Raw genomic sequence first — 19,557 nt, forward strand, 5'->3', positions numbered from 1 at the left:
AAACCTGTGCCGGGCACAGTCGGCCCCGACTTCGTTATCAGACGCCTACACGGCCATGACGGTTCACACGACGAGGCTGAGCGCCGCGGCCACCACGAACCCGGCCACGGACAGCACGCTCTCCAGCACCGTCCACGTCTTGAGCGTGTCCCGCTCGCTGATGCCGAAGTACTTGGCGACCATCCAGAAGCCGCCGTCGTTGACGTGCGAGGCGAAGATCGAGCCCGCCGAGATGGCCATGATGACCAGGGCCACGAACGCCTGCGAGTGATCCCCCTCGGCCAGCAGCGGGGCCACGATGCCCGCCGTCGTCACGATCGCCACCGTCGCCGAGCCCTGTGCGACCCGCAGCACCACCGAGATCAGGTAGGACAGGACGATCACCGGGAGGCCGACGTCGTTGAAGGTGTCGGAGAGCGCCTGGGCCACCCCGCTGCCCTTGAGCACCGCGCCGAAGACCCCGCCCGCGCCGACCACCAGCAGGATGTTGCCGACCGGCTTCAGCGAGGACGTGGAGACGGTCTCCAGGGACTTGCGGGACCAGCCGCGCCGGATGCCCAGCAGGTAGTACGCGAGGAACAGTGCCAGGGTGAGGGCCACGAAGGGGTGGCCGAAGAACTCGACGACCGAGCGCAGGGTGGAGGGGTCCAGGGCGATCGAGGAGAAGGTCGCCGCGAGGATCAGCAGCAGCGGCGTACCGATGATGCCGAGGACCGTGCCGAGCGGCACCGGTGTCTCCCGCGGCTCGACACCGGAGGCGCGCTGCTCGGCGACCACCGCGTCCCTGGCCTCCTGGGCGGCCTCGACCATGTCCTGCGGTACGGCGACGAAGATGCGCTTGCCGATCCAGGCGGAGTAGGCCCAGGCGGCGACGACGGCCGGCAGACCGCAGACGACACCCATCAGGATGACCCAGCCCAGGTCGACCTGGAGCAGTCCGGCGGCGGCCACCGGACCCGGGTGCGGGGGCAGGAAGGCGTGGGTGACGGAGAGACCGGCGAGCAGGGGCAGGCAGTACAGCAGGATCGACTTGCCGGACCGCTTGGCGGCCGCGTACACGATCGGGGCGAGCACGAAGATGCCGACGTCGAAGAAGACCGGGATGCCGAAGATCAGACCGGTGAGTCCCATGGCGAGCGGCGCGCGCTTCTCGCCGAACAGGCCGAGCAGCCGGCCCGCCAGCACCTCGGCTCCGCCGCTGACCTCGAGGATCGCGCCGAGCATGGTACCCAGGCCGATGATGATCGCGACATGACCGAGGATGCCGCCCATGCCGGACTCGATGGTGGAGACCGCGTCCGAGCGCTGGACCGTGCCGAAGAGTTCGGTGACCGACAGACCCGCCATCAGGCCGACGGCTATGGAGACGCCGAGCAGCGCGACGAAGGGCTGCAGCCGGACCTTGATGATCAGGAAGAGGAGCAGCGCGATACCGATGGCGGCGACGGTCAGCAGACCCGCCGTGCCGTCGATGAGGAGAAGCAGCCCTCCGGTGTGCGGGGGTGTCTCCGCGGGTGCGGAGGCGGCGAGCGGGAGGAGCGGATGGGACATGCGGGGGTCCTCTGGCTAAGTGCATGGGACTTTCGGGCAGGGGGGATCGCGGCACGGCGTCCCCGGGGTGCGGGACTGCCGTGCCGTGACGACGTACGGCGGTGGGGAGGCGGGAGGGACGCGCGGGTCAGCCGAGGACGGCGAGCGCGTCGATCTCGATGAGGAGGCCGGCGGGCAGACCGACGTACACGGTCGTGCGGGCGGCGGGCGGCTGGGTGAGGCCCTGCTCCTCGAAGTAGGCGTTGTAGATCTCGTTCATCTCCGCGAAGTGGTCCACGTCGGTGAGGTAGACGCGGATCATCATCACGTCGTCCCAGCTCGCGCCGCCCTCCTCGAGGATCGCCTGGACGTTGGCGAAGGTCTGGAGGGTCTGCTCGCGCAGGGCCGGACCGGCGGGGGTGGGTGCCTTGCCCTCCTCGTGCGGGAGGAAGCCGACCTGGCCGGCGACCTGGAGGAGGTTGCCCTTGCGGACGCCGTGGGAGAACTTCGCGGGCGGGGTGGTGTGGGTCGTGGGGGTCAGCGCGACCTTCTCGCTCATGCGGATGTTTCCTTCACTGGAGGTGCTGCCGGGGTCCGGCCGGAGTACTCGCCGCTGATGGCGTCCGCGGTACGGCGCACCAGTGGGAGCAGGGTGAGGAGTTCGTCGGCGGTGACGACGACGTTCGGCGCGGAGACCGACATCGCGGCGACGACCTTGCCGTCGGCGCCGCGGATCGGCGCGGCGACACAGTTGATGGACTCCTCGTGGCCACCCAGGTCGGTGGCCCAGCCCTGTTCGCGCACCCTGGCCAGTTCCTGGAGGAACGCGGTGGCGTGGGGTGTCGAACGGGACGTGTACATGGGGTAGTCGAGCTTCTCCGCGAGGGCGCGGCGCTCGTGCTCGGGGAGGTCGGCGAGGAGCAGCTTGGCGACGGCCGCGACGGTGATCGCGACGGGCTTGCCGATCCGTGAGTACATGCGGACCGGGTAGCGGCTCTCCACTTTGTCGATGTAGAGGACCTCGTTCTCCTCGTGGACGGCGAGGTGCACGGTGTGCCCGCAGCTCTCGTTGAGGCGTACGAGGTGGGCGTGGGCGATCTCGCGGACGTCGAGGTTCTCCATCGCCTCCTGCGCGAGGGCGAAGAGGCGGGCGCCGAGACGGTAGCGCTGGTCGGCCTGGCGGTAGACCATGCCGTGTTCGTGCAGGGTGCGCAGGAGGCGGAGGGCGGTGGACTTGTGCACGCCGAGGCGGTCGGCGACCTGGCCGAGGTCGGCGGGGCCTTCCGCGAGCAGCGGGAGGATGCTCAGGGCGCGGTCTACGGTCTGGCTCATCGGGTGCGTGCCTCCTTCTCGGGCCCTCGGTGTTCTTCGGCCTGTGTCCAGCCGGGGCCGAGTCGCAGTCTCCCCCACGCGGTGCCGTCGAGGGCGGCGAGGCGGTCGGCGTGGGCGCGGGCGGGTGGTGGGGCGAGGTCGCCGGGGGCGGTGAGGGCGGCTGCCGCCATGAGGTGGCCGTGCCGGAGCCGGTCCCGCAGGGGGAGGCCGCGGAGCGTCGCGGAGAGGAAGCCGGCGGCGAAGGCGTCACCGGCGCCCGTCGTTGCGACCACGTCGACTTCCAGGGCCGGCTCGGTGGCGGCTGGGCGGGGGGAGGGTGCGCGGCCCGGCGTCTGCGGGCCGCCGTCCGCGCCCGTCCTTCCCCGCTCTCGGCTCTGCTCGGGCGGCCGGACCCCCATCGCCCCCGCGGCACGACCGCCCGCGGGGAGGCGGGCCTGACCGGCCTCGGGGTGACGGGCCTGGTCGACCTCGGGGAAGCGGGCCTGGTCGACCTCGGGGAGACGGGTCCGGCCGTCCGCGGGAAGGTCGGCACGGCCGCCCGCGGGGAGGCGGGTCCGGCCGCCCGGGGAGAGGAGGCGGGCCTGGCCGACCGGGGGATCGTGGAAGGCGACGGCTCCCCGTGCTCCCTGCTTGACCACCAGCATCTCCGGCTCGGGCAGAGCGGCGCGGATGCGGGCGGGGCCGCCTGTGATGCCCCAGGCTTCCTCCGCCTCGTCCTCTCCCACGAAGACGAGGTCCGCCCCTCGCGCCAGTTCCAGCAGTTCCTCGGGGCCGTGCCCGTCGGTCCACAGGCCCGGGCGGTGGTTGACGTCGAACGAGATCAGGGGGCGGGCGGGGTGGGGGGCGGTCAGCTCCCGCATCAGGGCCAGGCAGCCGGTGGAGAGCGCCGGTGTGATGCCGGACAGGTGCAGCACGCGTCCGGCGCGTACGGCGTCCAGGTCCACGGCGGCCGGCGACATCGCCGAGGCGGCCGAGCCCGCGCGGTAGTAGGCGACCTCGTGGGTGTCCGTGGACCGGTCCCCCGCCGTGCGGAAGTAGACGCCGGTCGGGCGGGCCGGGTCGCGGCGGACGTGCGACACGTCGACCCCGTATCCGCCGATCGCCTCGAGGAGGTGGTCGCCGAAGCCGTCGGCGCCGACCCTGCTGATCCACCGCGCGGAGTGTCCCGCCGCCGCGAGCACGCACGCCACGTTGGACTCCGCGCCGCCGATCCCCCGGCCGAAGGACGGGACGTCGGCCAGGCGGCCCGGCCGGGAGGGCAGGAACGTCACCATGGACTCGCCGAGCGCGACGACGTCCACGTCGTCGGGGCCGTTGCAGGGTCCGGTGACGGTCACGATGGCGGGGCTCCTCGTCCGGTGCGGGGCGGCGGTGTCCGTTGACCCCGCGTGGCCGAGATGTTAGACAGCCCTAAGCGATATACGCAACGCATGTTGCAAGCTTTGCAACACTGCTGAACAGGGAGGCTCTGATGGTCCTCGACGCTCTCGCCCACCTCACCGAGGAACGGGTGGACCACCGTTTCAAGGGCCTTCCGCCGGACGCCTGGGGGCTGACCGTCGGCGAACTGGCCGCCCAGCGGCGCAACCTCTTCACCGGCGGCTTCACCACCCCCGTGCTCGCGCTCTCCGCCGAGCGCCTGGAGCACAACCTGCGGCTGATGGAGACCTACGCGGCCCGGCACGGGCTCGCCTTCGCCCCGCACGGCAAGACCTCCATGGCCCCCCAGCTCTTCCGGCGCCAGATCGAGCAGGGGGCATGGGGCATCACGCTGGCCGTCCCCCATCAGGTGCGGGTGGCACGGGCCTACGGGATCCAGCGGATCTTCCTCGCCAACGAGCTGGTGGACGCGGCGGCGCTGCGGTGGATCGCACAGGAGCTGGACGCCGACCCGGAGTTCCGGTTCCTCTGTTACGTCGACTCCGTGCGCGGGGTCGAACTGATGGACGCGGCACTCGCCGGTACCTCCCGGCCCCTGGACGTCGTCGTCGAGCTCGCCGCGGGTGAGGGCGCGCGCACCGGCGTGCGGACGGAGGCGGAGTGTGCCACCGTCGCCGACGCCGTGGCGGAGGCACGGTCGCTGCGGCTGGCCGGGGTCGCCGGGTACGAGGGCGAGGTGCCGGGGGCCGATCCGGAACGGGTGCACGCGTGGCTGCGGCGACTGGTGGCGCTCGCCGTGGACTTCGACAAGGCGGGGCGGTTCGCGGGACTCGACCGGATCGTGGTGAGCGCGGGCGGCAGCGCCTGGTTCGACGCGGTGGCGGACGTCTTCGCCGAGGTCCCCGAACTCTCCCTGCCCGTACGGAAGCTGCTGCGCTCGGGGGCGTACGTCTCGCACGACGACGGCCACTACCGCAAGCTGACGCCCTTCAACCGGGTCCCGGACGAGGGCGCGCTGGAACCGGCGTTCCGGCTGTGGACGCAGGTGGTGTCCCGTCCCTCCCCCGGGCAGGCGTTCACCAACGCGGGCAAGCGGGACGCGGCCTACGACCTCGACCTGCCGTACGCCCAGGTGGTCCGCCGGGACGGCGCCGAGCGCCCGGCCGAGGGGATCTCGGTGACGGGGCTGTCCGACCAGCACGCGTGGCTGCGCACCACCGGGGAGGCGGATCTGGAGGTGGGAGACTGGGTGGGACTCGGGCTGTCCCACCCGTGCACGTCGTTCGACAAGTGGGTGCTCATCCCCGTGGCGGAGGCCGACGGCACGGTGGTCGACTACATCCGTACGTTCTTCTAGGAGGCCGGCGCATGGAAGAGCTCGTCATCCGGGACGCGGACGTCGTGGACGGTTCCGGCGACCACTCGTACCGCGCGGACGTGGTCGTCGACGGCGGCCGCATCGTCACCATCGTGAAGGAGGCGGCGGACGCGGGCTGTCAGCGCCCGAAGGCCCGCCGCGAACTGGACGCCGAGGGGCTGGTGCTGGCGCCCGGCTTCATCGACATGCACGCCCACAGCGATCTGGCGCTGCTGCGCGACCCCGACCACAGCGCCAAGGCCGCGCAGGGCGTCACCCTCGAAGTCCTCGGCCAGGACGGGCTGTCGTACGCGCCGGTCGACGACCGCACGCTCGGCGAGGTGCGCCGGGCGGTCGCCGGGTGGAACGGTCCGGGCGACGACATCGACTTCGACTGGCGGTCCGTGGGCGAGTACCTGGACCGGCTGGACCGGGGCATCGCGGTCAACGCCGCGTATCTGATCCCGCAGGGCACGGTCCGCGCGCTCGCCGTCGGCTGGGAGGACCGGGCGGCCACGCCGGAAGAGCTCGACCGGATGCGGCAGTTGGTCGCCGAGGGCATGGAGCAGGGCGCGGTCGGCATGTCGTCGGGGCTGACGTACGCGCCCGGCATGTACGCCAGGGGCGGCGAACTGACCGAGCTGTGCCGGGTGGTGGGGTCGTACGGCGGCTACTACTGCCCCCATCACCGCTCCTACGGCGCCGGCGCGCTGGAGGCGTACGAGGAGATGGTGGCGCTGGCCCGGGAGGCGGACTGCCCGCTGCACCTCGCGCACGCGACCATGAACTTCGGGGTGAACAAGGGACGCGCTCCCGAGCTGCTGTCGCTCCTGGACCAGGCCCTGGACTCGGGCGCCGACATCAGCCTCGACACCTACCCCTACACCCCCGGCTGCACCACGCTCGCGGCGCTGCTGCCGAGCTGGGCGAGCGAGGGCGGCCCCGGGGAGACCCTGCGGCGGCTCGCGGACGAGGGGACCGCCGAGCGGATACGGCACCATCTGGAGGTCACCGGCTCGGACGGCTGCCACGGGGTGCCCATGGAGTGGGAGACCATCGAGATCTCCGGCGTAGGAGACCCCGCGCTGGGCGAGTACGTGGGCCGTACGGTCCTGGAGTCGGCGCGGGAGCGCGGCGAGTCGCCCTGGGCGGTGGCCCGGGAGCTGCTGCTGAAGGACCGCCTCGCCCCCACCATCCTCCAGCACGTCGGGCACGAGGAGAACGTCCGGGCGATCATGCGGCACCGGGTGCACACCGGCGGCTCGGACGGCATCCTCCAGGGAGCCAAGCCGCACCCGCGCGCGTACGGGACGTTTCCGCACTACCTCGGGCACTACGTGCGGGAGTTGGGGGTGCTGTCGCTGGAGGAGTGCGTGGCGCACCTGACCGCGCGCCCGGCGGCGCGGCTGCGGCTGCCGGACCGGGGGCGGATCCGCGAGGGGTACCGGGCGGACCTGGTGCTCCTCGATCCGCAGACGGTGGCCGCGGGGTCGACCTTCGCCGAACCGAGGACCCTGCCGACGGGCATCCCGTTCGTGATGGTCGACGGGCGGTTCGTGATCGAGGACGGGCGGCGCACGGACGCGCTGGCGGGCCGGGCGGTCCGCAGGACTTCCCGCTGACCGCCCGCCCCTCCGTCCGGCCTACGGCTTGGGGACCGCGCAGCCGCCCGCGTCAGCTCGAGCCTGTTGTCCACGCCGAAGCAGGCCGGGAACAGGTATGTCTGCTGGGCGTAGTTGATGCCCTGGCGGACCGTGACCCGCCCGTTCTCGTCGACCTCGCACGGGTTGTTCACCGTGCAGCGCTCGCCGTCGACGTTGCCGGTGTTGTTGACGGCGCGACCACCTGGCCGGTGGCGCTGCCCGCGAGGTCCACCGCGCCGGCTTTCGGCGCGAGGAGTCCGGACAGGGCGTCCGCCGCGGCCCCGGCCGTGTCGTCGACGAGGTCCGTCAACGAGGTGGCCGGGACCGCACCCGTGGCCGTATCCGCGCCCGTGGGGGGAGGCGCGGAGGCGACCGCGGGAGTCGCGCCCGCCCCGGCGAGGGCCAGGGCGCAGAACACGACGAGAGGTCTTCTCACGGGGGTCCTCTCCAGCGGCGTCGGACAGCCGGCCGGGAACCCTCCGGCCGCCCGCGAGATGAGGCATGCCATTGTCATGCACATTGTCACCATGCGGACGACCTGGGGGCAAGGACTTGTTTCCGGCCGGTAACCCGCACGTCGCGACCCTCAGGGTCGCCCGACCGCACGACGGAAAGGGCGCCCGGCGTGGGGAGGCTCGGTGTGAAGGTGATGGAGGCGGACCCCGCCGGACGGGCCCGTGCGGGCAAAACCACCCGAATCGACGCGTCCCACGTGGCGGACAACACGACCCCAAGGGCCATACCGGCCCGTAAGCTCCCAGCATGCAGGTGATCCAGTCGACCAAGCTGTCCAACGTCTGTTACGAGATCCGGGGCCCGGTGCTCGACGAGGCGATGCGCCTGGAAGCGGCCGGTCACCGCATCCTCAAGCTGAACACCGGCAATCCGGCGGCGTTCGGCTTCGAGTGCCCGCCCGAGATCCTGGAGGACATCCTCCGCAACGTGTCGACGGCGCACGGTTACGGCGACGCGAAGGGCCTGCTGGCCGCACGCCGGGCGGTCGTCATGCACAACCAGACCCTCGGCATCGAGACCGACGTCGAGCACGTCTTCATCGGCAACGGCGTGTCCGAGCTGATCGTGATGGCCATGCAGGGCCTGCTGGACGACGGCGACGAGGTGCTCGTCCCGGCGCCCGACTACCCGCTGTGGACGGCCGCGGTCTCCCTCTCCGGCGGTACGGCGGTGCACTACCGCTGCGACGAGCAGTCCGACTGGATGCCGGACCTCGCCGACGTGGAGCGCAAGGTCACCGACCGCACCAAGGCGATCGTCATCATCAACCCGAACAACCCGACCGGCGCGGTCTACGACGAGGCGGTCGTCAAGGGCCTGACCGACATCGCCCGCCGCCACAACCTGCTGGTCTGCTCGGACGAGATCTACGACAAGATCCTCTACGACGACGCCGAGCACATCCCGACCGCCTCGGTCGCCCCCGACCTGCTCACCCTCACCTTCAACGGCATGTCGAAGGCGTACCGGGTGGCCGGCTACCGGGTGGGCTGGATGTCGATCTCGGGCCCGCGCGCCCACGCCGACTCCTACATCGAGGGCCTGACGGTCCTGGCGAACATGCGGCTGTGCGCGAACATGCCGGGTCAGCACGGGGTGGTCGCGGCACTCAGCGGACGCCAGACGATCGACGAGCTGGTCCTGCCCGGCGGGCGGCTGCGCGAGCAGCGGGACACGGCGTACGAGCTGCTGACCCAGATCCCGGGCGTGAGCTGTGTGAAGCCGAAGGGGGCGCTGTACCTCTTCCCCCGCCTCGACCCCGGCGTCTTCAAGGTCAAGGACGACCGCCGCATGGTCCTGGACCTGCTGCGCCGAGAGAAGATCATGGTCGTCCAGGGCACCGGCTTCAACTGGCCGGAGCCGGACCACTTCCGGATCGTCACGCTGCCGTCGGTCACCGATCTGCGGGACGCGATGGGCCGTATCGGCCGCTTCCTGGACGGGTACGGGCAGCCCTGACCAAGCTTGACCAAGCGGTATCGACCGTCTGATCTTGTGAACGACTCAACTTTAGACAGTATCTAAGCTAGGATGGTTTCCTGCCAGCACCCAGGAGGCCATCCATGTACGAACCGATCCGTGACAAGTCGGTGCACAGCACGGTGGCCGGCACCCCCCACGACTTCCCCCACCGCTCCCGCGAGGAAGAGCTGGACATCCAGCTCGCGGGCCATCTCGCCGCGCTGCTCGCCGTCACCGACGAGCTGCGCACCACGGCGCCCTCGGCCGGCCTGGACACCGCCGCCGAGCGGCTCACCGAGCAGGTCGCCCGCCTGCGGGGAGGACGTGTGCCGACCCGCGTGCCGGCGAGGAGCACGGGCCGCGAACCGAACGCGGCGGCCCTGCACCGGCGCGCCCACGCCCTCGCGGGCCGCACCCTGGTCGTCGCCGCGTCCCGCGCCGACACGGCGGTGGCGATCCTCGCCGCCGAACAGATGGACGCGCACGCCGCGGCCCTGCACCCGCGCGCGCTCACGTCCCGCTGAGCCCCGCCCCGGGCTCCCCCCGAACGGCCCCGGTCCGCGCGCACCCGCAGCGACGCGCGGACCGGGCGCCACACATCCCCCACCGTCGACGGGCATCCCGGGCGCGCCACCCCGGGGTACCCGTCGACGGGCTCAGCCCTGCCGCCGTCACCACCTGCGGCGTCGCCACACGACCGGGTGCGACGGCAAGGTCCCCGGACGACCTCCGCCGCGGTGTGACCGGCTCCCGCTCCGCTGCCGGCGCTTCCCCGGCCGGCCCCGGGCGGCGTTGCACGAAGGGGCACCTTCCGTTGCCTGTACGGGCATCCCGGCGGGCTGCCCTTGTGGGGCCTCGGAGTTGACCCGTATTGTCCGAACCTGACGTGCGTCCGGATTTGGTTGTACGAGCGTGAACTGCCCCGGTGAGCAAGGAGTTTGGTGTGCGAGTGAGCGGCCGGGAGAACGCGGACGAGCGGTCCGACGCGAAGGCGGCGGCGCGCTCCGGGCCGCGCCGGCCGTCCTCCGTGCCGCAGGCCGGCAGTCTGCTCTCGCTGCAGGCGGGCAGCGGCAACCAGGCCGTCGTACAGATGCTCCGGCAGGCGGGACACCCGTGGGCCCAGGAGGAGCACCGGCACGGTGAGGGCTGCGGCCACGAGAGCGCGCAGCCCGCGGTGCAGCGCTCGACCGTGCCCGAGGTGCTGCGCGGGGCCGGCCGTCCGCTGGACTCGGCCCTCCGCGCCGATCTGGAGCCCAAGATGGGCGCGGACTTCTCCGGCGTCCGGGTCCACGACGATGCCGCCGCCCAGGAGTCGGCCGCCGAGGTCGGGGCCAGCGCCTACACCGCCGGCCACCACATCGTCATCGGCAAGGACGGGGCCGACCGGCGCACCATGGCCCACGAGCTGACCCATGTGATCCAGCAGAGCCAGGGTCCGGTCGCGGGCACGGACAACGGCTCGGGGCTGCGGGTCTCGGACCCCTCCGACCGCTTCGAACGCGAAGCCGAGGCGAACGCGGCGCGCGTCGTGTCCGGTGCGGCTCCGCTCCAGCGTCAGACGGACGACGCCGCGCACGGGGCCGCGCCCCTCCAGGCCGCCTCGGGTGCGTCCGAGGTCATGGTGCAGCGCACGGTGGAGGAGGACCTGACCGACAGTCCGCAGGACTTCCTGGCGTCCAACATGCTCTCCATGGACGTGGTGACGGGCATGAAGGCGCGCTGGAGCCGACCGGCACTGAACGCCGCCTACGACAGCCTCGGGGCGGTCCTGGGCGGTCTGCCCCGTCACTGGTTCGTCCTGACGGCCGACCCGCGGCGACAGGGCTCCGGCCCGGCGTACCTGTTGACCCCCGCCCTGGAGATGTACGTGGCCGACCAGGAGTACCAGGCGGCGCACCCGTTCCTGCGGGCGCTCGTCGGACACCCGGACCTGCCGCCCGTGCAGCCCGAGGGCAGCTACCTCCGCTCCTCCTACGTCCCCTACCTCACAGGGGGCGCGCGCAATCCCGAGACACAGGTGGGTCACACGGAGATCCCGCGGGAGCCGGGGAACGCTCCGGGTGCGGGCCTCGTCTTCACGGCCACGATGAACGGATGCGCCTTCGCCGTCACCGGAAGCTCCCAGGGACCGGGCATGTTCCGTGCCTGGCACTACCAGTCGCCCGGCAGCCGGATGGCGGACGCGCTGGAATTCCAGCACGCCCGGAGCACCATGGACTGGTTCGGCGACGACGAGTACATGGGCCCCGGGGCCGACAAGAGCCTGCCCGAGGTCACGAACATGCTGAGCTTCGGGCCGAACGGCTGGGAGATCCTCGGCCAGGAGGTCCTGACCTCCACGACCGACATGGGCGACGCGCACATCGGCAGGACCTCCGCCCGTCCGCTCAACCTGGGACCCGCTGACAACAACAGACAGTTCGACCAGGCCCGCGCGGTCTACAAGGGCCTGGCCCACAAGCGCCTGCGCGACGTCAGCAGCGCGGGCGAGGCGGTCAAGAGGCGCAAGGCGCCCAAGGACGTGCAGGACGCGGTCACCGAGGCCCAGGGGAAGGTGGCCGCCGGTGCGGGTGGAATCCTCCTCGCCGAGGACGCCGCCCAGCTGGGCCAGCTCGTCGGTTCGGCCGTCCGCCTCTCCGGTGTCACGCAGGTGTCGCTGCGGAACGTGCTCAACCAGCAGGGGAACAGCAGTGAGGAGTGGGTCGGCAAGCTGGCGCACTTCCTCGAGGAGTTCGGGATCTACCACCGGTGGCTGTCGGATCTGCGCGCCGCCGCGGAGCGCCTGCAGGGGCCCGCCGACTGAGGTCCTGCGTTCGGATCAGGCCGGATCGGACCCTCGAGCCCGGCCTCGTCCGAACGAGAGGCCCCAGGTGCACCGGCTGCCCTCCTTCCGGGCGTGAGCGGTGCCCGGTCCCGTCGCCGGCCGCCGCACCGGGGATCGCGGTGGCGGCCTCCCCGACGAGGGGCAGCCGTGCTCCGGGAACGGGCGCACACCTTCGCCCCGCCGGCCCCGACGGGGCGGAACCGGTCACGGCGGCCGTGGACGACGAACGGGGGGATCCCGGTCGCCGGCAGGCGCTGACGCCGGCGGGGTGCGCGGTCGGACCGGCAGAACGCCTTGCCCGGCCGGCCGGAGCGTGCCGCTGGAGCGGCCACTCCCCGCCGGGGCCTGCCGCCCGGGTACTGCTCCGGGGGCGCACTTCCAGTGGCTGACGGTCCACCCCTGCCGGTCGACCACTGCCCCACGTGCGGGCGAGGGGCCGTAGGGTCGCGTCGGAGCGGGCCCGGGACGCGTCCGTCCCCGGGCGGGAGAACGCCGGGGCTCGGGGCGGAAGTCCCGGTAACGTCGGGGGACTGCCGTCCCAGCGGCCCCCGAGGCGTCACAGGCGAGGAGCGGTGAATGAGCAACGCGCAGGACACGGCCCAGCGGCTGCGCGCGGTGTGCGAGGAGTTGTCGGAGCGCTTCTACGAACGGGCGGACGTCGTACGGACGCTGGTGGTGACCCTGCTGGCCGGGCAGCACTCCCTGGTGCTGGGCCCGCCGGGGACGGCGAAGTCGGAGCTGGCGCGGGACCTCACGGGCCGGATCGAGGGAGCCTCCTACTGGGAGATCCTGCTGTCGAAGTTCACCGCGCCGACACGGATGTTCGGTCCCATCGACGTCGCCGCGCTGGCCCGGGGCGAGTACCGGCAGGTGTACGACGGACGTGCCACGACCGCGCACATCGCCTTCATCGACGAGATCTTCAAGTGCTCGACGGCCGCGCTGAACGAGACGCTGGGCTATCTCAACGAGCGGATCTACCACCCCGAGAGCGGCGGCGAACCCATCCGCTGCCCCCTCATCGGCGCCATCACGGCGAGCAACGAGCTGCCCACCGGGGAGGACTCCGCCGCGATCTACGACCGGCTGCTGGTGCGGATCGAGGTCGGGTATCTGGAGGACCCGTCGAACTTCGCCGCGCTGGTCCGGTCCGCCGTGAACCGCCCCGCGGCACCGGCCCGGACGACGGTCGGGCTTCCCGCTCTGCAACAGGCCGTGACCGGGGGCGTGCCCTCCGTGGAGGTCCCGGACCTGATCGTGGACGCGGTGGTGACGCTGCGGGCCGCCCTGCGCCGCAAGGAACTCGTCGCCTCCGACCGCCGCTGGCGGCAGGCGGTGGGGCTGCTCCAGGCCTCCGCGTACCTCGACGGGCGTACCGCGGTGGCGGAGACCGATCTCGCGGTGCTGACGCATGTGCTGTGGGACTCCCCCGCCCAACGCCCCATCGTGGAGCGGGAGGTGCTGCACCTGGTCAACCCGGATGCCAAGGAGGCGCTCGATCTCGCCGATGTCATCGAGGAGTTGGAGGCACAGCTCGACTCCATGGCCGGGCAGTCCCGCGAGGCGCTGAGCGACTGGGTCATCAGGAACGCCCACGGCAAGCTCGCCATGGCGGGGAAGCGGCTGGAGAAACTGCGTGAGGAGGCGGCGAACGCGGGCCGTTCCACCGCCACGATCGACCGGGTCACCGACCGCCGGCGCGCCGTCCGCGCCCGCGTCCTGACCGAGGCGCTCGGCATGGACGCGAGCATGGTGCAGGCCGAGCAGTGAGGCTCCGCGATGGGTGAGACGTACAGCGGACCGGCCGGGCCGGCGCACCGGGCCGCGAAGTGGCTGGCCCTGTCCGCCGCGGCGGCCGAGCAACACACCGCGGCCGTGGTGACGGGCCCGTTCGACCGGGTCGCGTGGCGGGACGTGTACGGGCAGTCGGCGGGGCTGCGCGAGCTGGCGGCGGAGCTGAACGCCGGCCACGCCCACACCACCGACCTCCTGACGGACGTGTTCCTGGCCGCGTACCTGGCGGCCCCGCGCCTGCGCGACCGCGCCCGGATGGCACCCTCCCACCTGCTCAACCACCAGGTCGTCGCCACGCTGATGAGCTCACCCGAGTTCGGCGGGCTGCACCGGGAGACGGCCGGCGATCCCTACGCGGCCGCCATGGCCGTACTGGCCCAGGCCCCCGGGCTGCGCGGCCTCCTGGAACGCTCACGGGACGCGCGGGAGCGGGCCGGACGGGCGGACCGGGCGCAGCGGGAGACCGTGACCGCCGCGAGCGCCGTGAGCGAGGCGCTGCGGCAGGCCGCGGAGGAGGCCGGCGAGGACGGCACCGTACCCGCCCCGGCCGCCGACGCCGTACGCCGTGCCGTCGAGGCCGCCGAAGCCGCCGAGGCCGGGGCCCGGCGGGAGGAGCGTGCCGCCGCTCAGGCCCTCGCGGCGGCGCTCCCCGGCATCCGTGCCGCCGCCCGGAACGCGACGGCGACGGCAGCCGAAGCCGTCCGGCGCGAAGCCGCGCTGACGCGTGCCTGGGGCGTGGGCCCCGGCGAGCTGGAACGGATGCCGTTCGACGAGCGCGCCCGGCTCGCCGAGCGGCTGCGCGGCGGACGGCTCGCCCGGTGGGCCGAACTGATCGGCCGGTTCAGGCGGATGGCCGACGGTGAGCGTGCGCGCAAGGTGGAGAACGCGATGGGGGAACTGGTCGGTGTCACCCTCGGCGACGACCTCTCCCGGGTCATCCCCTCCGAGCTGGCCACCCTCGGCGTGCCCGAACTGCGGGCGGTGTTCGCCGCGCGCTACGCCGCCGGGGAGCTGATGCTCTACGACGCCCAGGGCGAGCAGTCCACCGGCCGGGGCGCCGTGATCGCGTGCGTGGACACCTCGCACTCCATGTACGCGGAGGGTCCCGGCGGAATCACCCGGGAGGCCTGGTCCAAGGCGTGCGCGCTGGCGCTGCTCGACCAGGCCCGTCACGCCGGCCGGGACTTCGTCGGCATCCTCTTCTCCGCCGCCGACAGACTCCAGGTCTTCCGCTTCCCGGGCGACCGGCCGGCCGACATCACCGACGTCCTCGACTTCGCGGAGACGTTCCTCGGCGGCGGCACCGACTTCCAGCGGCCGCTGAGCACGGCGGTCGAGATCCTGGAGGAGGAGTTCGACGACACGGCCCGCGGACGCGGCGACATCGTCATGATCACCGACGACGCGTGCGAGGTCACGGAGACGTGGGTGCGCGGCTGGAACGACGCCCGGCACCGCCTGGGCTTCCGCCTCTTCGGCGTGGCCATCGCCACCCCGGAGGCCACCGACCCCGGCTCGGTCCTGGAGTCCCTGTGCGACAACCTCCGCACCGTCGACGACCTGACCGACGTCCACACGGCCGCCGACCTGTTCCGCGTGATCTGACCCGGCCCGCCCCGGCGGGTCCGTGTACCGCGGCGGCCGGGGAGCCCCCGCCCCGTCACACGGGGAACGTCACGCCGGTGAGCTCCTCCGAGACGGTCCACAGACGCTGCTGTGCGGCCTGGTCGTGGGAGGCGGGGCTGGATGTGACCAGCTTCGGAAGGCCGCGGGCCCCGGCGAGACCGCCGGGGCCGTAGTACTGGCCGCCGCGGACCGCCGGATCGGTGGCGGCGCGCAGGGTGGGCAGAGCTCCCTTGTCGGCCGCCTGGAAGAGCAGTGGCCCGAGCCGGGCGACGGTCATGCGCAACGCGGTGGGCAGGTTGCGGGTGAGCTCGCTCCGGGCCGCGCCCGGATGGGCGGCCGTCGCGACCGTGGTGCCGTGCGGTGCGAGCCGGCGCTGCAGTGCGTACGTGAACATCAGGTTGGCGAGTTTGGCCTGGCCGTAGGCGCCGACACGGCTGTAGGAGCGCTCCCACTGGAGGTCGTCGAAGTGGATGGCGGCCCGGATGCGGTGGCCGGTGCTGCTGACCGTGACGACGCGGGAGCCGGGGACCGGCAGCAGCCGGTCCAGCAGCAGGCCGGTGAGGGCGAAGTGGCCCAGGTGGTTGGTGCCGAACTGCAGCTCGAAGCCGTCGGCGGTGGTCCGCCGCGGGGTGTGCGCCACACCCGCGTTGTTGATCAGGAGGTCGATGCGCGGGTGGGCCGCGCCCAGGTCGGCCGCCGCGGAGCGGATCGAGTCCAGGGAGGCCAGGTCGAGGGCCTGGACGGTGACGTCGCCGGCGATGCGGGCGGCAGCCTGCTTGCCCTTCTCCACGTCACGGACGGCCATGACCACGCTCGCCCCCCGCGTGGCGAGCATCCGGGCGGTCTCGAATCCCAGCCCGGTGTTGGCGCCGGTCACGATCGCCACCCGGCCGTGCTGATCGGGGATGTGCTGCTCGGTCCAGTCGTCACTCATGACCCGCTCCTAAAAAACCATCGGTCTGTTACGAGGACCGTAAGAGACCGCCGGTCTCATGTCAAGAGACCGCTGGTCTGTAAGTTAGGCTGGAAGCGTGACATTCCAACGGGCGCGAAGCGAGGAGCAGCGGGAGATCCGCCGTCGGGCGATCCTGGACACGGCGGCGGCGATGCTCGCCGAGATGCCCGTGGCCGAGGTGAGCCTCAATGAGCTCAGCCGACGGGTGGGCCTGGCCAAGTCGAACGTGCTGCGCTACTTCGAGTCGCGCGAGGCGGTGCTGCTGGAGCTGCTGAACGCCTTTCTGGAGAGCTGGCTCACCGAACTGGCGGACGAACTGGCCGCGGGCATCGACGCGGACGCGGCGCCGGAGGTGCGAGCGGGACAGCTGGCCGAGGTCCTCAGCGGGTCACTGGCGGACCGCGTGGCGCTGTGCGACCTCTTCGGCGCGCAGGGCGGCGTCCTGGAGCACAACGTCTCGGTCGAGGAGGTCAAGCGGCACAAGCGGATCTCCCTCGCCAGGCTCACGACCATGTCCGAGCTGGTACGACGCCACGTGCCCGAGCTCGGCGACGACGCGCGGCCGTTCTGCCTGATGAGTCTGGCTTCGGCGGGCGCCCTGTCGGCGTACGTCCCGCCGCCGCCCAGTCTCCTCGCCGCCTACGAGGAGGAGCCCGCCCTCGGCGTGTTCCACCTGGGGCTGCGTGACGCCCTGCGGCTCTCCTTCACCTCGACGCTGCTGGGCGTGCTGCCACGCACCTGAACCGCTCCGCCCCCCGGCCGCGCGCAGGCCGCGGCTGTGCGGAAGGGCGGAAAGCCGGGACCGCGGGGGAAGCCCCTGGGGTGAAGAAACGGCCGAGCGCCCCGTACCGACGGGGTCCGTCGGCACGGGGCGCTCGGTCACGCGTCGGCACGTTCGTGAGCCCTCTGGGTGGGCCGTGCCGAAGGAGGCGGGAGCGGGTCCGCCGTCGCCGGGTTCCGTCGGGGCGGACGGAGGGGGCGATGGCGGGCCCGGTACCCCGCACGCCGTTGTGCGGGGCCCCGCCGGTGTGTTCCGCGGCCGGTCGTGGCGTGACGATCGCTGGTCAGGGCATCCTCAAACCGTTGTACCGACCGGCCGCGGGGTCTGTGCGGGCGTCAGCCCAGGCGCCGCACCAGGGCGCGGTACTGGTCCCACAGCTCATCCGGCGTGTGGTCGCCGAAGGTGTTGAGGTGGTCGGGGACCAGGGCGGCCTCCTCGCGCCACACGTCCTTGTCGACGGTGAGCAGGAAGTCGAGGTCGGCGTCGGAGAGGCCGAGGCCCGCGGTGTCCAGCGCGGCCTTGGACGGAAGCACGCCGATCGGGGTCTCGACGCCCTCCGCCTTGCCCTCCAGTCGCTCCACGATCCACTTCAGGACACGGGAGTTCTCCCCGAAGCCGGGCCAGACGAACGTGCCCTCGTCGTTCTTGCGGAACCAGTTGACGTAGTAGATCTTCGGCAGCCTTGACTGGTCCTTGTCCTTCGCCACGTCGATCCAGTGGGCCATGTAGTCGCCCATGTTGTAGCCGCAGAACGGCAGCATGGCGAACGGGTCGCGACGCAGCTCGCCCACCTTGCCCTCGGCGGCGGCGGTCTTCTCGGAGGCCACGTTGGCGCCGAGAAAGACGCCGTGGTTCCAGTCGAAGGACTCGGTCACGAGCGGGACGGCACTGGCGCGGCGGCCGCCGAAGAGGATCGCGGAGATCGGCACGCCCTTGGGGTCCTCCCACTCCGGCGCGATGATCGGGCACTGCGCGGCGGGCGTGGTGAAGCGGGCGTTGGGGTGCGCGGCGGGCGCGGAGGACCCGGGCGTCCAGTCGTTGCCCTTCCAGTCGGTGAGGTGGGCCGGAGGCTCCTCCGTCATGCCCTCCCACCAGACGTCGCCGTCGTCGGTGAGGGCGACGTTGGTGAAGACCGAGTTGCCCCAGAGGGTCTTCATGGCGTTGGCGTTGGTGTGCTCGCCGGTGCCGGGGGCGACGCCGAAGAAGCCGGCCTCCGGGTTGATGGCGTACAGACGGCCGTCCTCGCCGAAGCGCATCCAGGCGATGTCGTCGCCGATCGTCTCGACCGTCCAGCCGGAGATGGTGGGCTCCAGCATGGCCAGGTTGGTCTTGCCGCAGGCGGACGGGAAGGCGGCGGCGACGTACTTCGGCTCACCGGTGGGCGGGGTGAGCTTGAGGATGAGCATGTGCTCGGCCAGCCAGCCCTCGTCGCGGGCCATGACGGAGGCGATGCGCAGCGCGTAGCACTTCTTGCCGAGCAGGGCGTTGCCGCCGTAGCCGGAGCCGTAGGACCAGATCTCGCGGTCCTCGGGGAAGTGGGAGATGTACTTGGTGCTGTTGCAGGGCCAGGGGACGTCCTCCTGGCCGGGCTCCAGCGGGGCGCCGACGGAGTGCACGGCCCTGACGAAGAAGCCGTCGGTGCCGAGTTCGTCGAGGACCGGGCGGCCCATGCGGGTCATGGTGCGCATGGAGACGGCGACGTACGCGGAGTCGGTGATCTCGACGCCGATGGCGGAGAGCGGCGAGCCGAGGGGGCCCATGCAGAAGGGCACGACGTACATCGTGCGGCCCTTCATGGAGCCGCGGAAGACGCCCTTCTCCCCGGTGAAGACGTCCCGCATCTCGGCGGGGGCCTTCCAGTGGTTGGTGGGGCCGGCGTCCTCCTCCTTCTCGGAGCAGATGAACGTCCGGTCCTCGACGCGGGCGACGTCGGTGGGGTCGGAGGCCGCGTAGTACGAGTTGGGGCGCTTGACCGGGTCGAGTTTGCGGAAGGTGCCCCTGGCGACGAGCTCCTCGCACAGGCGCTCGTACTCGGCTTCCGAACCGTCACACCAGACCACGTTGTCCGGCTGGGTGAGCTCTGCGATCTCGTCGACCCAGGAGATCAGTCCCTGGTGGGTGGTGGGGACGCCGGTTTCCTCGATGTCGCGCGCCACGTTCACTCCTAAATGAGGGTTTTTTGTCGGGAGGCCCCGTGGGGGCTGCGACCCGGATGCTTCACGGTGGTGCGTGGGGCGCTCATCCGGTGTCGACCGCACTCATTTGATCATCCGATGCGAGCGCCCATCTGTCCAGAGGGCCGCACAAGTGAGCAACGTGACGCTGACCACGGCCTTTCCGGGATTTTTACGTTCACGT

General features: G+C 72.1%; 15 protein-coding genes. 8 read left to right on the forward strand and 7 right to left on the reverse strand.

Annotated elements, in window-relative coordinates; genetic code table 11:
• Positions 1–63: 63 nt before the first annotated feature.
• From HTV45_RS11890 to HTV45_RS11905, 4 genes are all read right to left on the reverse strand, one after another.
• Positions 64–1,551, reverse strand: coding sequence for a GntP family permease (locus tag HTV45_RS11890; RefSeq protein WP_215205666.1), 1,488 nt, complete (start codon positions 1,549–1,551; stop codon positions 64–66).
• Positions 1,552–1,678: 127 nt separating this feature from the next.
• Positions 1,679–2,089 carry a RidA family protein gene (locus tag HTV45_RS11895; RefSeq protein WP_215205667.1) on the reverse strand — a complete coding sequence of 137 codons (411 nt, stop codon included), beginning with the start codon at positions 2,087–2,089 and terminating at the stop codon, positions 1,679–1,681.
• Complete coding sequence (locus tag HTV45_RS11900) at positions 2,086–2,862, reverse strand: IclR family transcriptional regulator (protein WP_215205668.1); 777 nt, start codon at positions 2,860–2,862, stop codon at positions 2,086–2,088. Before HTV45_RS11900 ends, HTV45_RS11895 begins: the two co-directional genes overlap by 4 nt.
• Positions 2,859–4,199, reverse strand: coding sequence for a PfkB family carbohydrate kinase (locus tag HTV45_RS11905; protein WP_308309468.1), 1,341 nt, complete (start codon positions 4,197–4,199; stop codon positions 2,859–2,861). Before HTV45_RS11905 ends, HTV45_RS11900 begins: the two co-directional genes overlap by 4 nt.
• A gap of 134 nt (positions 4,200–4,333) precedes the next feature.
• On the opposite strand from HTV45_RS11905, the gene HTV45_RS11910 reads away from it, so the two are divergent.
• Positions 4,334–5,599, forward strand: coding sequence for an amino acid deaminase (locus tag HTV45_RS11910; protein WP_215205669.1), 1,266 nt, complete (start codon positions 4,334–4,336; stop codon positions 5,597–5,599).
• 11 nt (positions 5,600–5,610) lie between these two features.
• Positions 5,611–7,221 carry an amidohydrolase family protein gene (locus HTV45_RS11915; protein WP_215205670.1) on the forward strand — a complete coding sequence of 537 codons (1,611 nt, stop codon included), beginning with the start codon at positions 5,611–5,613 and terminating at the stop codon, positions 7,219–7,221.
• 169 nt (positions 7,222–7,390) lie between these two features.
• Here HTV45_RS11915 and HTV45_RS11920 read toward each other — a convergent pair whose 3' ends face one another.
• Complete coding sequence (locus HTV45_RS11920; RefSeq protein ID WP_251692020.1) at positions 7,391–7,678, reverse strand: hypothetical protein; 288 nt, start codon at positions 7,676–7,678, stop codon at positions 7,391–7,393.
• A 326-nt stretch (positions 7,679–8,004) separates the two neighbouring features.
• Between HTV45_RS11920 and HTV45_RS11925 the strand changes: the two genes are divergently transcribed.
• The 5 genes from HTV45_RS11925 to HTV45_RS11945 all read left to right on the forward strand — a co-directional run bounded on the left by HTV45_RS11925 (position 8,005) and on the right by HTV45_RS11945 (position 15,442).
• The gene (locus HTV45_RS11925; RefSeq protein ID WP_215205671.1) at positions 8,005–9,216 is read left to right on the forward strand and encodes a pyridoxal phosphate-dependent aminotransferase; all 1,212 of its coding nucleotides are present in this window, start codon (positions 8,005–8,007) and stop codon (positions 9,214–9,216) included.
• A gap of 104 nt (positions 9,217–9,320) precedes the next feature.
• Positions 9,321–9,743, forward strand: a complete 423-nt coding sequence (locus tag HTV45_RS11930; RefSeq protein WP_215205672.1) for a hypothetical protein — start codon at positions 9,321–9,323, stop codon at positions 9,741–9,743.
• A gap of 419 nt (positions 9,744–10,162) precedes the next feature.
• On the forward strand, positions 10,163–12,022 hold the full coding sequence (locus tag HTV45_RS11935; protein WP_308309471.1) for a DUF4157 domain-containing protein: 1,860 nt from the start codon (positions 10,163–10,165) through the stop codon (positions 12,020–12,022).
• Positions 12,023–12,619: 597 nt separating this feature from the next.
• Complete coding sequence (locus HTV45_RS11940; RefSeq protein ID WP_215205673.1) at positions 12,620–13,813, forward strand: AAA family ATPase; 1,194 nt, start codon at positions 12,620–12,622, stop codon at positions 13,811–13,813.
• Positions 13,814–13,822: 9 nt separating this feature from the next.
• A complete protein-coding gene (locus tag HTV45_RS11945; protein ID WP_215205674.1) occupies positions 13,823–15,442 on the forward strand; it encodes a VWA domain-containing protein in 1,620 nt (539 codons plus the stop codon).
• Between the two features lie 55 nt (positions 15,443–15,497).
• Here the strand turns inward: HTV45_RS11945 and HTV45_RS11950 are convergent, their stop codons facing one another.
• Complete coding sequence (locus tag HTV45_RS11950; RefSeq protein ID WP_215205675.1) at positions 15,498–16,397, reverse strand: SDR family NAD(P)-dependent oxidoreductase; 900 nt, start codon at positions 16,395–16,397, stop codon at positions 15,498–15,500.
• Between the two features lie 97 nt (positions 16,398–16,494).
• On the opposite strand from HTV45_RS11950, the gene HTV45_RS11955 reads away from it, so the two are divergent.
• A complete protein-coding gene (locus tag HTV45_RS11955; protein ID WP_215205676.1) occupies positions 16,495–17,160 on the forward strand; it encodes a TetR/AcrR family transcriptional regulator in 666 nt (221 codons plus the stop codon).
• 374 nt (positions 17,161–17,534) lie between these two features.
• Here the strand turns inward: HTV45_RS11955 and HTV45_RS11960 are convergent, their stop codons facing one another.
• The gene (locus tag HTV45_RS11960; protein ID WP_215205677.1) at positions 17,535–19,355 is read right to left on the reverse strand and encodes a phosphoenolpyruvate carboxykinase (GTP); all 1,821 of its coding nucleotides are present in this window, start codon (positions 19,353–19,355) and stop codon (positions 17,535–17,537) included.
• Between the last annotated feature and the right edge of the window lie 202 nt (positions 19,356–19,557).

It is taken from the genome of Streptomyces sp. CHD11 (genome assembly GCF_018638295.1).
GTDB lineage: Bacteria > Actinomycetota > Actinomycetes > Streptomycetales > Streptomycetaceae > Streptomyces.

Coding starts and splice junctions, on each gene's coding strand:
- HTV45_RS11910 (WP_215205669.1), top strand. CDS start 4,334: ATGGTCCTCGACGCTCTCGCCCACCTCACCGAGGAACGGGTGGACCAC.
- HTV45_RS11900 (WP_215205668.1), bottom strand. CDS start 2,862: ATGAGCCAGACCGTAGACCGCGCCCTGAGCATCCTCCCGCTGCTCGCG.
- HTV45_RS11945 (WP_215205674.1), top strand. CDS start 13,823: ATGGGTGAGACGTACAGCGGACCGGCCGGGCCGGCGCACCGGGCCGCG.
- HTV45_RS11940 (WP_215205673.1), top strand. CDS start 12,620: ATGAGCAACGCGCAGGACACGGCCCAGCGGCTGCGCGCGGTGTGCGAG.
- HTV45_RS11925 (WP_215205671.1), top strand. CDS start 8,005: ATGCAGGTGATCCAGTCGACCAAGCTGTCCAACGTCTGTTACGAGATC.
- HTV45_RS11890 (WP_215205666.1), bottom strand. CDS start 1,551: ATGTCCCATCCGCTCCTCCCGCTCGCCGCCTCCGCACCCGCGGAGACA.
- HTV45_RS11915 (WP_215205670.1), top strand. CDS start 5,611: ATGGAAGAGCTCGTCATCCGGGACGCGGACGTCGTGGACGGTTCCGGC.
- HTV45_RS11930 (WP_215205672.1), top strand. CDS start 9,321: ATGTACGAACCGATCCGTGACAAGTCGGTGCACAGCACGGTGGCCGGC.
- HTV45_RS11950 (WP_215205675.1), bottom strand. CDS start 16,397: ATGAGTGACGACTGGACCGAGCAGCACATCCCCGATCAGCACGGCCGG.
- HTV45_RS11895 (WP_215205667.1), bottom strand. CDS start 2,089: ATGAGCGAGAAGGTCGCGCTGACCCCCACGACCCACACCACCCCGCCC.